The organism is Bartonella sp. LJL80, assembly GCF_054871565.1.
The window spans coordinates 151,668-167,310 of record NZ_JBTXLM010000001.1 but is presented as its reverse complement, the minus strand read 5'-3'; the positions used below and the strand labels follow the sequence as shown (position 1 = coordinate 167,310).

Here is a 15,643-nt window from a genome sequence, read left to right as displayed (position 1 = left end):
TCGCATACGCTTTAGTCGTCCATATTCAAACGGCAATCATCAACGAAAACGGATTCGGCCCAGGTGGCGGATAGCCTGGAAAAAGATAACAAAAGCTTCCGACCGATCTGACAGGTCTGAAGATTGATCAAGCATCAATAGCGTCTCGGGAGGAGAATAGTATGGCGGGCGATAGACAATCAAAATCGGTGATTGATATAAGCACCACATTGGATAATGCACCTTTTACATTCTACCAAAAACTGATCGTATTTTTTGCCGCTGTTGCCGTCATACTGGACGGGTTTGATTCACAGCTCATCGGCTATGCCGCGCCGGCTTTGATGCGCGAGTGGGGCCTAACGCGCAATGAATTCATGCCAGCAGTTGTCGCAGGCGTGTTTGGCATGGGTGTGGGCGCCACGACAGGGGTATTTGCCGATAGTTTCGGGCGTAAAAAAGCGATTATGGTGTATTTGCTTATCTTCGGCGTGTTTACATGTTTGGTTGGCACGCAGAATAACCTGACTGGTATCGCTATTTTTCGGTTTCTTGCCGGAATTGGTATTGGCGGGGCGCTCCCAATTGCAACGACTATCGCTGCCGAATTTACACCGCAGCGTTATCGAACCTTAATCGTCACTTCAACCATTGTATGCGTTCCTCTAGGTGGTGTCGTGGCGGGCTTTTTCGCTGAAGTCATCATGCCGGATTTTGGATGGCGCATGATGTTTTTCATTGGTGGTGCTATGCCTATCGCGCTGATGCTGTTTTGTATCTTTGCAACGCCTGAAACGCCTAAATACCTCGTCCGCTATCCGGAGCGCTGGGGCGAACTTCGTAATATATTCGCACGGATGGGCATGAAGGTTGATGCAGAAACCAAATTCACCGATGTCGCCGAACAAAGCCGCGAAAAACGCAGCGGTTATGGCGCTCTCTTCCATGATAATCTGGCACGCGATACGTCAGCTATTTGGTGCGCGTTTTTCTTTTGCCTGGCGGCTGTCTATGCTGCTTTCAGCTGGCTGCCAACTATGTTGACATCCGTTGACATTGCGCAAGAGGTGGCCAGACGTGGCCTCACAGCGTATAATCTTGGTGGTGTTGTGGGCGCTTTGGTCTGCGCTTGGTTTATCACGAAATTCGGTTCGTTCTGGCCATTGATCTTGTGCAGCGCTGCCGGTGCTTTAAGCGCATTGGCGATCGAGTTGTTTAATGTGCAAAATCATATCACATTGCTAATTGTTATGCTGTGTCTGCATGGGCTTTTTGTTAATGCGGTGCAGTCAACCATGTATGCATTGTGTGCGTATATCTATCCGACCAAGATCAGGGCAACCGGGACATCAGGCGCCTTAATGTTTGGACGCGTTGGTGCCATCGCGGCAGCGTTTGGCGGCGCGCCCGTTATTACCTATGGCGGTGCAACAGGATATTTTTGGTTGTTGGGTGGCTCTATGATTATCGTGACGATTGCTCTGCTTGTTGTCAGGCGTCACATACCGGCCGCGATGTAATTTGTCCTTCACTGTAGCTACAGTAAACGATAACACTTTTAGCAGAGACGAAAAACCACCGCTGTCCGAAACTATTTTTGCAAATTTATTGGGTTTAATTATTGCCCTAAAACACATAAATTGATCCCCAGCTTTTATGCCATACGCATATTAGCGTGCTCAACAGCTTCCTTCCAGTCACTGTCTGAAAGGAACGTTAGGCTTATAATATATAAGCTTGGGAGATGTCGGAATATCGTATCGTATAAGACTACGAATACGTGTTGAAGGTTGGTTATGGCTCTATCAGGGAAATTCAAGGGGAAGCGTGGTGCCCAGACGCGGATTCGAACCACGGACACGCGGATTTTCAGTCCGCTGCTCTACCAACTGAGCTATCTGGGCACTCTCAGTATTTCTACTGAAGCGGTTGGGTTTATAACATTAAAATCAGCTGTGTCCAGCCGTCAAAACAAAAATATTCTATTTTTATCCATTTCAGATTATTATTTGGATATTGGCATTGCTCTTTGGTGAAACGAGGCGTATAGGCGCTATCACCATGCGCCTATCGTCTAGCGGTCAGGACGCCGCCCTCTCACGGCGGAAACAGGGGTTCGATTCCCCTTAGGCGTACCATGTGGCTTTGCGATTAAGACAAATACATCATGTCAATCGTTTTATGGAACATTCCCAAGCTTAAAAGTTCGTCATCTATCACGTGCAGAAGTAAGTCGCGTGCTTTATAAATCGTCTAACCATTCTTTCGCGTTCGGTCTTGATCGTTCGTCATAATGTGTTTATTGAGACTCTGAAATAAAATGGGGTCATTGGAAGCTAGAAGATGGTTTGCGCCATTCGAAACATGGTGGGTCAATTTCGGTCGAACGAACAGAGTCAAAATCGTACGTAAATCCTTGTAAAGCGTAGAGGTTAGTAGATGCTTCGAGTGAGTTTGAATACTCATGCGCTAAGTGACTCTCGCCACTGCTGGGCAGATATAGGGTTGATTGTTCATTGGACTGTTTCGTTAAAAAATCCGATCCATGCCTTGTGAGTGCCTCTGACTATAAGCGTGGAATTAATCTGGCAAGTTTGGCCGGTTCTTCCAAAACGACGATATAGAAAGTGATGACTCGTGATGGATTTGGTAAAGCAATTAGTGAGTGCGTTCACTCTTAGTCTGATAGCCAGTAATGCATCTGCTGCGGCAAAACCTCCTGTATCTGTTGCTGAAAAAATTGATGATGGCATGACGGTTAACGTTGCATCGGATAAATCCGGTACCTGGATTGTGACTATACCGGGGTCAGCGGCAAGTGGCAATTTAGGAGTGGGTTATAACAGCGCTGGAACGATGATCGTCGACAATCGCAGCAAGGTTGAAAACTATGATGCGACAGTTGGTGAAATCGCCGGATCAAATGGGATCGTGATTGTCTCGGGTGCAGGTTCTGTTTGGCAGAATAACTATATTTTAAACGTTGGCAATGGTGGAAATGGAACGCTGGAAATTCAAAATGGCGGGAGTGTTACTTCAACCCATTTGTATTTAGCCTATGGGCATGCAGACCTTACTGATCCCGTTGAGGCGGCGTCTAGTGGGCGGCTCATCATTACGGGTCGTGGCTCATCATACAATGTGGCAGAAACATTAACCATAGGAAATGTCGGTACTGGTTATGTACACATTACCGATAATGGCTTGTTGCAACAGGGCCGGTTTGCCATCGTCGGAAATTCGGGGAAAGGGACGGTCGATGTTGATAATGGGGGTGTTTGGAGCATTGGTGGTGAACTGGCTGTAGGTCATAACACGGTTGGAACGTTAAATATCGGAGAAGGTGGCACGGTAACCAGCGTTGGTGCGAGAATTGCCCGTTTTGCGAAAGGTGACGGAACAATAAATATTGTCGGCTCGAACGCGAGCTGGACCAATACCGGAGATGCTACAATTGCCGTAGCAGGTAAGGGTACACTGAGTATAGCAGAAGGCGGGCGTTTCGAGGGTACCGCAAACCTTAATCTGGCCGATTCTGCTGGCTCATTTGCCATTGTGCGCATTGATAATGGTGCTGTAAGTGTTGCAAATGGTTTGCGCATCGGTCGGAGCGGTTCAGCAGAAATGCAAATTGAGGCGCAGGGGAGTGTTACAAGTGCAAATGGCGTGATTGGTGAGAATGCCGGTAGTACAGGCAGTGTATCGATTAATGGCAGCGGTGCGAAATGGGTCAATACCGATCAGTTGACAATTGGTTCACTTGGCACAGCAACCTTGACGCTATCTCAAAATGGTCGTTTAGAAAGCGAAACAATCTACCTTGCGCAAAACCCCGTTTCGCAGGGAACTCTTGCTATTGGTGCGCAAAGCGGTCAAGCCGCTGATGACGTTGGTTCGCTTAAGGTGAGAACGATCAATTTAGGTGACGGCGATTCACGTTTGGTATTAAATCATACTTCGGCAGATTTCGTTTTCGACAAGGAAATCAACGGCGGTCAAAACAATATTCAAGGATCGGGCACCGGCATAATCGGTTCTGGTATAATCGAAAACATCGCAGGCCGTACAATATTGAACGCCGACCAAGGTGATTTTTACGGCACACTTTTAGCATCAGGTGGTTTTCTACAAATTAACGGCAATCTTTCTAACGCTGCTTTAAATATCACCACAGATGGCACAGTAGAAGGACACGGACATGTCGGCAACACGATGAATGCTGGTCGGCTGTCTTTGAATGGTGTCGGCAATGTTTTTTTTGTAGATGGCAATTATCAAGGACAAGAAGGAACGGTTTCAATCTCGACAGTGCTGGGGGATAGCACTTCGCAAACTGACTTGCTGAAGATTAATGGTGATGTCACAGGGCATTCATTGTTAGAAGTCACGAACCGCGGTGGTCTTGGTGCTATCACGATTGGCGATGGTATCAAGGTCATTGAAGTCTTGGGCCAATCGCCTGAAACAGCTTTCAGCCTTGCCAGCGATTATAAATATAAAGGTCGGAAAGCAATTGTCGGAGGAGCCTACGCATATTCTTTATATCATAATGGTATCGTAGATTCATCAGATGGCAATTGGTATCTTCGTTCACTTTACGACGATACCCCTAAACCTGTCGAACCAGATCCGACAGAACCTGGTACTGGTGAACCTGCACCAGTCTATTCGCCTGCGGTTCCATTGTATGAAGTCTATCCGCAGATATTACAGCAGTTGAATCGGCTTGGTACTTTAGAGCAGCGTGTCGGAAATCGTACATGGCTCGTGGGGGAGGCAAAAGAAGTTACAGGCCAAGAGCGTGGATTTTGGATGAAAGTGGAAGGCGCAACGGGGCATGTCAACGCAGCGCGTAGTGCCACCGAGGCCGATTATAATTTTGACACGGTGAAAACGCTATTCGGCGTTGACTTTGTTGCTTTTGAAAACGAAGACGGGCGCCTCATTGCCGGAACCTATTTTCAATACGGTCATGCGAAAGGTGATATCTGGTCGCGTTTCGGTAGGGGCAATATCAAAACTGATGGATATGGTCTAGGTGGTACATTAACTTGGTACGGCGAAAATGGTTTTTATATCGACAGTGTTGCGCAGGCCATGTGGTATGACAGCGACATAAGGTCCAGTTGGCTATCACGGGATAAATTGATCAACGGAAATGATGGCACCGGTTATTCTTTGAGTGTTGAGACGGGGCGCAAAATTGTTCTCAACGGAGAATGGACAATGACCCCTCAGGCGCAGCTATCCTATAGCTCGGTTGACTTTGATAGTTTTCATGACAGTTACGATGTCCGTGTCAAACGTGAGGGTGGTGACGAGCTGAGAGGGCGTGTTGGTATTGCTTTCAATAAAGAAAAAACATGGAAGTCTGAAGCGGGCGATATGCGCCGCTTAAAGACTTACGGAATAGGAAACCTGAGCTATCAGTTTCTCAATGGAACGGAAGTCGATGTGGCCGATGTCAACTTCCGTAATCGTTCAGATAGGATTTGGAGTGGTTTAGGAACGGGTGTCAGCTACAATTGGAAGGATGACGTTTATTCCTTATATGGCGAGCTTGAAGGCAAGACATCTATCAAAGATTTCGGCGACAGCTATGCTTTAAGCGGTACGGCAGGGTTTAAAATCAAGTGGTAGACCACTCATAATCGTTGTCAAATTGGCTTCATCGCACCCTGCAATAAAGACGTTCCGGCTTTATAATGCTACGGTTCTGATCCGCAAGGATGAATATCGAAACTGTTTTTTTGTTTGCACCTCTTATTATTTCAGCCGTTCGTACGCAAATAAGCTGTGTTAGAGCAAACAGGAGAGATATTATGCAATGTCCTATTGATGGAGACACGCTGGTGATCAGCGAACGCAGCGGCGTAGAGATTGATTACTGTCCGAAATGCCGTGGGGTTTGGTTAGACCGGGGCGAGCTTGATAAAATCCTCGATAGGGCAGGGAGTGAATTCAGCCAGCGAGATAACCGCGAAGCGCGGCCGGCTCAAAGCACTCACGAGCGCTATCGCGACCATGATGATGACAGCAGTTACGCTTCCAAGAAAACGCGCAAAAAGTCATTCTTGAGCGAGATTTTCGAATTTGGTGATTAAGCAAGCCGTTGGGGTCAATCAGGACCTGACCCTAGTCACCATCAGAAGAGTGCAAGGGGAAGTTTATCTTCCCCTTTTTAGTTTCCGACAATCGAGGCGACCGTATATATCGTTGCTGTACGCCCGTCCGGTGTGTGCAACATGGTGACGACCCAATGGCTGCGGTTGGTTACCCCACCCGTATCAATTGATAAGCCACCAGACGACATGTCGCCCGGATCGGAAAAACCATAGGGTGAACGCCCGTAGTCGAACCCTATCCGCGGACGGCGGGAATTTTGCCTGGGCGTAGAAACCTCTGCAATGGTGAAATACGCATATCCTCGGCGTTTGGTTGTGTAGGCAGCGCGCTTCATAACATCGTCTGGTATGCCGGGCAGCGCCGATGGTCGGGTATAAAACTCGGCTATATTATCCGGCGATATGAGTTTGGGGGCCGATTGGCAGCCGACCAGAAGAAGCAGACCAAAACCGATCAAGATCATCCGGTGCATTTTTTGTTTTCCTTCAATGTCGTATTCGAGCGAGCATCACATGGATATTTCCATGCTGACACAAACTGTCAGTTACGGTCAGTATAACAGTTTGATGCTGACACAATAGGAGAAAATGATGTTTATCATTATGGGCGGTACGGGGCATATCGGGCGTCATCTGGTTTCTAGGCTTCGTGCCGACAAGTATCCCGTCACGGTGGTGACGCGTTCTGTCGAACGGGCAGAAACAATGCAGCTTGGTGGTGCCGCAATCGCTGCTGTGGATATACGCGACCATCGCGCCCTTCACGAAGTGTTTTGTCGCGGCAAACGACTTTACGTGTTGAACCCGCCCGGAAACCCGATGGGAGACAGCGATGATGAGGAACGGGCCACCATTGCGTCTATCGGAAAAGCGTTACGCAAGACGGATTTTGAAAAAATCGTCGTCCAGTCAACCTATGGAGCACAAAAAGGCGAAGGGATCGGCGATCTTGGCAATCTTTATGAGTTGGAGCAACAAGTATGCGAATGCTGTGAACGCACCACCGTTCTGCGTGCCGCTTTTTATATGAGCAATTGGCAGTCCAGCCTGCACGAAGCGCGGATGGATAACGTCATCACCTCGGTCTATCCTTCTAGCTTAACAATGCCCATGGTGGCACCGTTCGATGTGGCAGCCTATGCTGCAGAACTGTTATTGGAAGACACGGATCAAAGCGATATCCGCTACATCGAAGGGCGTGAACGTTATGATGTAAGAGACGTCGCAGCGGCGTTTGGTCGTGCCATCGGCGTTGCTGTCGGTTTGCATCTCATAGAGGCTGAGGCCATAGAAGAGTATTACCGCCGGTTGGGCTTTGGTATTGCATCAGCGCGCTCGTTTACTGCAATGGCACTCATGAATAGAAACGGTGGTATTGAGTTACCCAAGGTTTATCGTACCGGCACGGTAAGTCTTGAAAACTATATTGATAAGCTTTGCCAGACATCGAAAGCTATAAAATAAATGTGCGCTTTTTTCTTTTTACTTGTGTTCTGCCGATGTTTCGCGTAATGCGGTTAGTGGGCCACCTCTTCCCAACGAGAGGCGAGCTATCTGAAAGGGTAGAATATCATGACGACACTTAATGAACCGGGCATCCGCCCGAATAATCCTAATTTTTCTTCGGGTCCCTGTGCCAAGCGTCCGGGCTGGACGGTTGAAGCACTTATCGATGCACCGCTTGGGCGTTCGCATCGTGCAAAGATCGGTAAGGCAAAACTCGCCGAAGCAATAGACCTGACCCGCGAAATCCTAAAAGTTCCAGCCGATTATCGTATCGGCATTGTGCCTGCATCGGATACCGGTGCTGTAGAAATGGCATTGTGGTCGCTGCTTGGCGAGCGCGGTGTGGATATGCTTTCTTGGGAAAGCTTCGGTGCCGGATGGGTCACCGATGTTGTCAAGCAGTTGAAGCTCGCTGATGTGCGCAAGTTGGATGCGCCCTACGGTGAGTTGCCTGATTTGACCAAGGTTGATTTTGACCGTGATGTTGTTTTCACATGGAATGGCACGACCTCTGGTGTGCGTGTACCAAATGCTGATTTCATTCCGGCAGACCGCAAGGGTCTGACAATTTGCGATGCAACTTCGGCTGCATTTGCGCAAAATCTCGATTTCTCGAAGCTTGATGTTGTGACCTTCTCTTGGCAAAAAGTTTTGGGTGGTGAGGGTGCGCACGGTATTCTTATTCTCGGGCCTCGTGCCGTAGAGCGTCTGGAAAACTATGCACCGGCTTGGCCATTGCCAAAAATCTTCCGCATGACCAAAGGCGGAAAACTGATTGAAGGTATTTTCAAAGGCGAAACCATCAATACGCCTTCAATGCTGTGTGTTGAAGATTACCTGGATGCTTTGAAATGGGCGCAGTCGCTCGGCGGCCTTGATGCCTTGATGAAACGGGCCGATGCCAATTTTGCAGTGCTTGATGCTTTCGTGCAAAAAACTGCGTGGATTGACAATTTGGCCAAAGTGCCGGCAACACGTTCAAACACATCGGTGTGTTTGACGATTGTCGACCCAGCGGTTTTGGCGCTTGATGGTGAAAAACAGGCCGCTTTTGCAAAAGCCATTGTTAGCCGTTTGGATAAAGCCGGTGTGGCCTATGATATTGGCGCTTATCGTGATGCGCCATCGGGCTTGCGTATTTGGGCTGGTGCCACGGTTGAGGCATCCGACCTTGAAGCCTTGACGCAATGGCTTGAATGGGCATTTCAGGCAGAAAAAGCCGCGCTCTGATTTCTTTGGCGGCTGCATCGGTCAGCCGCCTTTTTCCCTATTTGATTGATTTATGGAGGCCGTGATGGCACCTCGTGTACTTGTATCTGATAAATTATCGCCAACAGCTGTACAGATTTTTAAAGACCGCGGCGTTGACGTGGACTATCTGCCCGACTTGGGCAAAGACAAAGAAAAATTGGCTGAGGTGATCGGCCAGTATGATGGTTTGGCCATTCGATCTGCAACCAAGGTCACTGAAAAACTGATCGCTGCCGCGACCAATTTGAAGGTTGTCGGGCGCGCTGGTATTGGTGTTGACAATGTTGATATTCCGGCAGCATCGCGTCGCGGTATCATCGTGATGAATACACCTTTCGGCAATTCCATCACCACTGCCGAACATGCAATTGCCATGATGTTTGCTGTAGCGCGTGAACTGCCTTTGGCCGATGCATCCACCAAAGCTGGAAAATGGGAAAAAAACCGCTTTATGGGTGTTGAAATCACCGGAAAAACTCTTGGCGTGATTGGTTGTGGTAATATTGGCTCGATTGTCGCTACCCGCGGTGTCGGCCTGAAGATGAAAGTCATCGCCTTTGATCCTTTCCTTTCGGAAGCACGTGCCGAAGAATTGGGTGTTGAAAAAGTTGATCTGGATGATTTGTTCAAACGTGCGGATTTCATTACGCTCCATACGCCGCTGACCGATAAAACACGCAATATTATTGATGCAGCCGCCATTGCCAAAATGAAAGATGGTGTCCGCATTATCAATTGTGCACGCGGCGGCCTGATTGTTGAAAAAGATCTGGTGGAAGCCCTGAAGTCTGGCAAGGTTGCAGGTGCGGGTATCGACGTGTTCGAAACAGAGCCACCGGCTGCTGACAATCCGCTATTCGCTTTGGATAACGTTGTTTGCACGCCACATCTGGGGGCATCGACATCTGAAGCGCAGGAGAATGTTGCACTGCAGGTGGCAGAGCAAATGGCTGATTATCTGGTCAATGGTGCTGTCAGCAACGCCATCAATATGCCTTCCATTACCGCTGAGGAAGCTCCACGGTTGAAGCCCTTTGTCAAATTGGCAGAAGTGCTTGGCGCTTTTGTTGGCCAATCGACAGAAGAAGACATTCAGGAAGTCGAGATTATTTTCGACGGTGCGACCGCCGAAATGAACACGCGTGCACTGATCAGTGCTGCGTTGGCCGGGCTTATTCGTCCACAAATGGCTGACGTCAACATGGTTTCTGCACCGATCATGGTGAAAGAGCGTGGCATTATCCTGTCGGAGGTCAAGCGCGACAAATCGGGTATTTTTGATGGATACATCAAGCTTACGGTCAAAACATCCAAGCGTACACGTTCGATTGCCGGTACGTGCTTTGTGGATGGCAAACCGCGCTTCATTCAGATCAAGGGTATCAATCTGGATGCCGAGGTCGGCCAGCATATGCTTTACATTACCAACAGCGACACGCCGGGGATTATTGGTACGATTGGTTCAATCTGTGGCAATCACAGCGTCAATATTGCCAATTTCGCCTTGGGACGGAATGAACCGGGTGGCGATGCTATTGCGCTTCTTTATCTCGATGCAACAATTCCGGCTGCTGTGTTGGAAGAACTGAACCAGATTAAGGGCATCAAGCGGACACAGCCGCTCGAATTTGATGCGATTGCCGGTTAATTCATGACCGGCTTATGGCGGAAAATGCAACCAAGCGATCTGGCAGATATCTGCCGGATCGCTGAATTGTGTCATCCTGACTTTCCCGAAGAACGCGATGTTCTGGCGGAAAAGCAGACGGTTTCACCCGATACGTGTTTTGTTTGGGAAACGGAAGGTCGTGTCGGGGGCTATCTTTTGGCCCACCCGTTTAGACTGGGAGAGGTGCCAGCGCTCGACTCCATGCTAGGCGTTTTGCCCGATAGTAGCGATACGCTTTATTTGCACGATATTGCCATTGCGCCCGATGCACGTTCAGGTGGGGCTGGCGGCAAGGCCGTTGCACTTATTTTACAATGTGCTTTGAAAATGGGATTGTCCACGCTTTCGCTGGTCGCGGTAAACGGCTCGCCACCTTTTTGGGAAAAGCATGGTTTCAAGCCTTGGCAAGTCGATGCCAAGTTGAAACAAAAATTGCTCACCTACAGCGAAGATGCCTGTTACATGACACGCTCTATCGATTAGGCTATGGGCACCGCTACACCCCAAGGCAGCAAACGGGTTGCTTGTTTTGGCTTTTATACAGGTTGGTATAGTATCTTCGCCAAATGACAGCGGGTAGTGAACACGCTGTCAAGCGGCCTGCGAGCATTTCGGCAACAACGTTTCAATAGGGGCGACCGCAGTGAAATGGAATTTCATCCGCTTTGCAGTTTTACTGTCGTGCGTTGCCATTTCTGTTTCCATCGCCATTTATCTGGCAACGCGTTGACGCCCCGGCATGGCGGCATGATTTAGAGCGCTTGTCGACCTGATCGCATCAGACCGGCGCGTCTCATGTTTTTGATTTACCACGATATCTTATCCGATTGATGATTCACATCAATCGGGAACCGCTCTAGCGACTTCCATATCGCACTACCGCCCGAGCATTACCCGTTGCGTGTTTTTTCTCTTCAAAACAATGTGTAGATTGCATTTTCACAGGTTTTCCAGAGTTTGAAACAATTCCAGCCTGTCTCTCACATTATCGTCAGTTGCCGTGGAAATTGAATACTCTATATCAATTCTAAATTAGTGGATTAGTTGCGTTCCGGCTATTCGTCTAACTGAAATTCGATATGGGAGCTTAAACCAGATGAAACGAAAAATCCTGATTGCCATCGGGCTTATTATCGTCGTTGGACTTGGGGTTGTCGGCTATGCAAATTTCGGCAGCGGACGTGATGGGATAGCCCCAAAATCGGCGGGCGATGTCGGGCAGAGCAAGGTTGAGCGAGGTGCCTATCTTGCAACAGCGGCTGATTGTGTCGCATGTCATAGCAAAAAAGGCAGCGAACCGTTTTCCGGCGGCGAGCCATTGGTAACACCCTTTGGCAAGATCACGGCGGGCAATATCACCCCTGATAAAGAAACAGGAATCGGTGGTTGGACGGATCAGGATTTTATCAATGCTGTCAAACATGGCCGTTCAAAAGGTGGAAAATTTCTCTATCCGGCAATGCCTTATCCAAATTTTGCCAAGGCCAGTGATGAAGACGTTCTGGCTATCAAAGCCTACCTCGATACATTGCCGCCGGTTAAAAAAGCTGCACCCGTCAACGAATTGGCGTTTCCCTTCAATATCCGGTTACTGGTGACAGGATGGAATACTTTGTTCCTGCATAAGGATGGCTTCAAACCAGATCCCGGACAAACAGATGAATGGAACCGTGGCGCCTATCTGGTGCAAGGGTTTGCCCATTGTGGCATGTGTCATACGCCGAAGAATATATTGGGTGCGGATAAAGCCGACAAAGCCTATCAAGGCGCGGTATTGCAAGGCTGGTATGCACCCGAACTCACCGCAAACCAATATAGTGGCATTGGCGGCTGGGATAAAAACGATGTCGTTGAGTATTTAAAAACCGGCAGCAGCAAGCATGCTTTTGCTTCTGGGCCTATGGCAGAAGCGATTGAAGAGTCACTTCAGCACCTTAACCGCGAGGATCTGGCGGCGATGGTCACCTATCTGCAATCACGAACCGGTTCTGATCGTAAGGCACCTGCCAAACCAATCGCAGAAAATGACGCCAAGATGCAGGAAGGCGAGAAAATATTCAGCGCCCATTGCAGTGCTTGTCATGGTGTGAACGGCGAAGGCACAAACGGTATTGCGCCTTCATTTGCCGCAAGCTCGGCGGTAAGAAGTCCCGATGTCATCAACCTTGTTACAGCTGTGCTGGATGGAACACGTGCCGTTGCAACCGATGCCAAGCCGACGGCGCCCGCTATGCCAAGCTTCCGTCATACTTTGTCGGATGACGAGATTGCCTCGGTGCTCACTTATATCCGCAACAGTTGGAACAATCGGGCCGAGATTGTGTCGGCCGGTACGGTCGCTGAACAGCGTAAGGACAGCCAGAGTGTATCGCAAGATACGCGTAACGACTGACGGTCAGTAAAGGAATTTATCATGGAAAATAAATCGACAAGGTTTTCCCGGCGACATTTCCTGATGGCGGGTGCAGCTTTTCTGGCATTCACATCATCCGCCCCAAGCTTTGCACGTGTTGTCACCGGTGTACCGGTATGGGCACCGGGTGACATCAGCATGCCGGAGGTGTTTCCGGGCGGGAAGTGGTATTTCCTACAACCCGAAGAGGTGGCTGCGCTTGGGGCAATAGCAGATCGGCTGATACCGGCCGATGCCCTGAGCATGGGCGGCAAGGAAGCTGGTTGCGTGGAATTTATCGATCGCCAATTGGCGGGAAAATACGGCACATTTGAAAAATATTACATGCAGGGGCCTTTCCAGCAAGGCACAGCCACACAGGGCGATCAATCGCCGTTGGTGCCGCGCGAGCGCTATAGAAGGGGTTTGAAAGCATTGGAGCAATATTGCCAAGCGCAGTATGGAAAGTCATTCGCTGCGCTTGATGGTACACAACAGGACGCAATTTTAAGCGGTATGGAGACGGGGGCAATTGCTTTCGACGCAATAAGCTCAAAAATGTTCTTTGATATTGTTTTGCAGAACACCATGGAAGGCTTTTTTGCCGATCCCATTTATGGCGGTAATAAAAATATGGTCAGTTGGAAGATGTTGGGCTTTCCCGGAGCACGCTACGACTACCGTGCCTTTATCAATAAACATAATCAGAAGCTGGATATCGAGCCGGTCAGTATTGCCGGATTCCTAAACCAGAGCGAGAAAGGTTGAAACCATGGCACGTAAATTACCCCATGTGGATGCTGTCGTTGTCGGATTGGGCTGGGCTGGTGCCATCATTGCCCATGAATTGGCAGAAGAAGGTCTCAACGTTGTAGGGTTGGAGCGCGGTCCATGGCGCGATACCGCCCGCGATTTCAATATTACCACTGTAGCCGATGAATTGCGTTACAATGCCCGTGAAGAGTTGATGGTTGCGCCACGCCAGAGCGGCATCACAATACGCAATAACAGTTCCGAAACCGCGCTTCCCATGCGCATATGGGGGTCTTTTCATCCCGGTAACGGAATTGGCGGTGCAGGCAATCACTGGGCCGGTATTACATTTCGTTTCCAGCCGGAAGAATTTCGTCTGAAAAGTCATCTGACCGAGCGTTATGGCGCTGATTCCATTCCGGATTTCCTGTCACTACAGGATTGGGGAACCGACTGGGACGAGATGGAGCCTTTTTACGACAAGTTCGAAAAGCTGGCCGGGACATCGGGTAAAGCCGGCAATTTGAACGGCCAGAAGGTGCGAGGCGGGAATATGTTTGAAGGCCCTCGCTCCAGCGAATATCCGACGCGCCCGATGGATCAGCCCTACGGGCCGACACTTTTTGCCAAAGCGGCCGAGGATATGGGTTATAACGCTTTTCCTGTGCCGTCATCGCTTTTGTCTGAAGCCTATACCAACCCGTTGGGTGTAAGCATGGCACCTTGCACTTTTTGTGGTTTTTGTACCAATTATGGCTGCGCCAACTACTCTAAAGCAAGTGCGATTACCTGTGTGATCCCGTCTTTGATGCGTAAGAAAAATTTTACCGCAAGGGTGAATTCGGAAGTTTTACGCGTCGTGCTTGATAGCGAGGGCAAGCGCGCTACCGGCGTGATTTTTGTTGATGAAAACGGGGATGAATACGAGCAGCCTGCCGATATCGTTGTCATAGCAGCGTTTACCTTTGAAAATGTGCGTCTGATGCTGCTTTCAGGTGTGGGCAAAGCCTATGACCCTGAAACGAGAACGGGCAATACCGGTCGCAACTATGCCTATCAGACTGCCAATAATGTGCAATTGTTTTTCGACGATAAAACATTCAACTCCTTCATCGGTGCCGGCGCGGTCGGTATGGGTATTGACGATTACAACAACGATAATTTCGACCATTCCGGCTTGGGATTTTTTGGTGGTGGCAGCATCCGTGTAACACCTATCGGCGCGGCACCCATTGCATCACGTCCAGTGCCTCCCGGTACGCCAAAATGGGGTTCGCAATGGAAAGCGGCAACGGTGAAAAATTATCTGTCCACCATGTCGATTGGTTGCGAAGCCTCGAACTACTCGTCGCCCGCCAATTATCTGTCGCTTGATCCGACCTATAAAGATCCACATGGACGGCCGCTTTTGCGTGTCACCTATGATTTTACCGATAATGAGCGCAAAATGGCGCTTTACTGCACTGGCAAAGTTGCCGAAATCGCCAAGGCGATGAATCCGGTGCAGATCGTGGAAAGTCCATCCAAGGGCCATTGGAATACCGTGCCTTACCAGTCTTCCCACGTGGTTGGCGGGTTCATCATGGGGGCCGATCCGGCAAATAGCAGCGTAAATAAATATCTGCAAAGTTGGGATGTCTATAATCTGTTTGTTGTCGGCGCTTCGGCATTTCCGCAAAATCCCGGTTATAACCCCACGGGCACAGTGGGTGCACTCGCCTATAAGGCGGCCGATGCCATACGCAGACTCTATATTAAAAATCCCGGGCCATTAATCTAGTCAAAGATTGTCGTGCCTGACTTTGACGCTGATCTACAAAGTCGGGCCTTTGGCCTGACTTTGCGTATGGGGTGCAGCATTCCTAAAATTGTGACCGAGCCCTCATGGTGGCGAACCATAAAGCTCTTTTCATCGAAAAGCCGAAAAGAGGAGTCGCACTTGGTCTCAGACTTGGTTATAAGAAACCG

Annotated in this window: 11 protein-coding genes and 2 tRNA genes; 11 read left to right on the top strand and 2 right to left on the bottom strand. The window is 49.2% G+C overall.

Annotated features, from left to right (window positions below; translation table 11 throughout):
- Positions 1 to 161: 161 nt before the first annotated feature.
- On the top strand, positions 162 to 1,499 hold the full coding sequence (locus ACYSNS_RS00730; RefSeq protein WP_461721217.1) for an MFS transporter: 1,338 nt from the start codon (positions 162 to 164) through the stop codon (positions 1,497 to 1,499).
- A gap of 308 nt (positions 1,500 to 1,807) precedes the next feature.
- On the opposite strand, the gene ACYSNS_RS00725 is transcribed toward ACYSNS_RS00730, so the two are convergent.
- Positions 1,808 to 1,883, bottom strand: a tRNA-Phe gene (locus ACYSNS_RS00725).
- Positions 1,884 to 2,042: 159 nt separating this feature from the next.
- Here ACYSNS_RS00725 and ACYSNS_RS00720 point away from each other — a divergent pair.
- The 3 genes from ACYSNS_RS00720 (at position 2,043) to ACYSNS_RS00710 (ending at position 6,083) form a co-directional block, all read left to right on the top strand.
- Positions 2,043 to 2,117: transfer RNA gene (locus tag ACYSNS_RS00720), tRNA-Glu, on the top strand.
- A gap of 502 nt (positions 2,118 to 2,619) precedes the next feature.
- Positions 2,620 to 5,619, top strand: coding sequence for an autotransporter outer membrane beta-barrel domain-containing protein (locus ACYSNS_RS00715; protein ID WP_461721871.1), 3,000 nt, complete (start codon positions 2,620 to 2,622; stop codon positions 5,617 to 5,619).
- Between the two features lie 182 nt (positions 5,620 to 5,801).
- Complete coding sequence (locus ACYSNS_RS00710; RefSeq protein WP_461721216.1) at positions 5,802 to 6,083, top strand: TFIIB-type zinc ribbon-containing protein; 282 nt, start codon at positions 5,802 to 5,804, stop codon at positions 6,081 to 6,083.
- Between the two features lie 77 nt (positions 6,084 to 6,160).
- Here ACYSNS_RS00710 and ACYSNS_RS00705 read toward each other — a convergent pair whose 3' ends face one another.
- Positions 6,161 to 6,577 (bottom strand): hypothetical protein, encoded by a 417-nt coding sequence (locus tag ACYSNS_RS00705; protein WP_461721215.1) that lies wholly within the window; start codon positions 6,575 to 6,577, stop codon positions 6,161 to 6,163.
- Between the two features lie 115 nt (positions 6,578 to 6,692).
- Between ACYSNS_RS00705 and ACYSNS_RS00700 the strand changes: the two genes are divergently transcribed.
- The 7 genes from ACYSNS_RS00700 to ACYSNS_RS00670 all read left to right on the top strand — a co-directional run bounded on the left by ACYSNS_RS00700 (position 6,693) and on the right by ACYSNS_RS00670 (position 15,455).
- Positions 6,693 to 7,568 carry an NmrA family NAD(P)-binding protein gene (locus tag ACYSNS_RS00700; protein ID WP_461721214.1) on the top strand — a complete coding sequence of 292 codons (876 nt, stop codon included), beginning with the start codon at positions 6,693 to 6,695 and terminating at the stop codon, positions 7,566 to 7,568.
- A gap of 108 nt (positions 7,569 to 7,676) precedes the next feature.
- On the top strand, positions 7,677 to 8,840 hold the full coding sequence (locus ACYSNS_RS00695; protein WP_461721213.1) for a phosphoserine transaminase: 1,164 nt from the start codon (positions 7,677 to 7,679) through the stop codon (positions 8,838 to 8,840).
- Positions 8,841 to 8,904: 64 nt separating this feature from the next.
- Complete coding sequence (serA, locus tag ACYSNS_RS00690; protein WP_461721212.1) at positions 8,905 to 10,509, top strand: phosphoglycerate dehydrogenase; 1,605 nt, start codon at positions 8,905 to 8,907, stop codon at positions 10,507 to 10,509.
- Between the two features lie 3 nt (positions 10,510 to 10,512).
- Positions 10,513 to 11,013 (top strand): GNAT family N-acetyltransferase, encoded by a 501-nt coding sequence (locus ACYSNS_RS00685; protein WP_461721211.1) that lies wholly within the window; start codon positions 10,513 to 10,515, stop codon positions 11,011 to 11,013.
- 613 nt (positions 11,014 to 11,626) lie between these two features.
- Positions 11,627 to 12,922, top strand: a complete 1,296-nt coding sequence (locus tag ACYSNS_RS00680) for a c-type cytochrome (protein WP_461721210.1) — start codon at positions 11,627 to 11,629, stop codon at positions 12,920 to 12,922.
- A 21-nt stretch (positions 12,923 to 12,943) separates the two neighbouring features.
- A complete protein-coding gene (locus ACYSNS_RS00675) occupies positions 12,944 to 13,690 on the top strand; it encodes a gluconate 2-dehydrogenase subunit 3 family protein (RefSeq protein ID WP_461721209.1) in 747 nt (248 codons plus the stop codon).
- A gap of 4 nt (positions 13,691 to 13,694) precedes the next feature.
- The gene (locus ACYSNS_RS00670) at positions 13,695 to 15,455 is read left to right on the top strand and encodes a GMC family oxidoreductase (RefSeq protein WP_461721208.1); all 1,761 of its coding nucleotides are present in this window, start codon (positions 13,695 to 13,697) and stop codon (positions 15,453 to 15,455) included.
- Positions 15,456 to 15,643 lie beyond the last annotated feature (188 nt).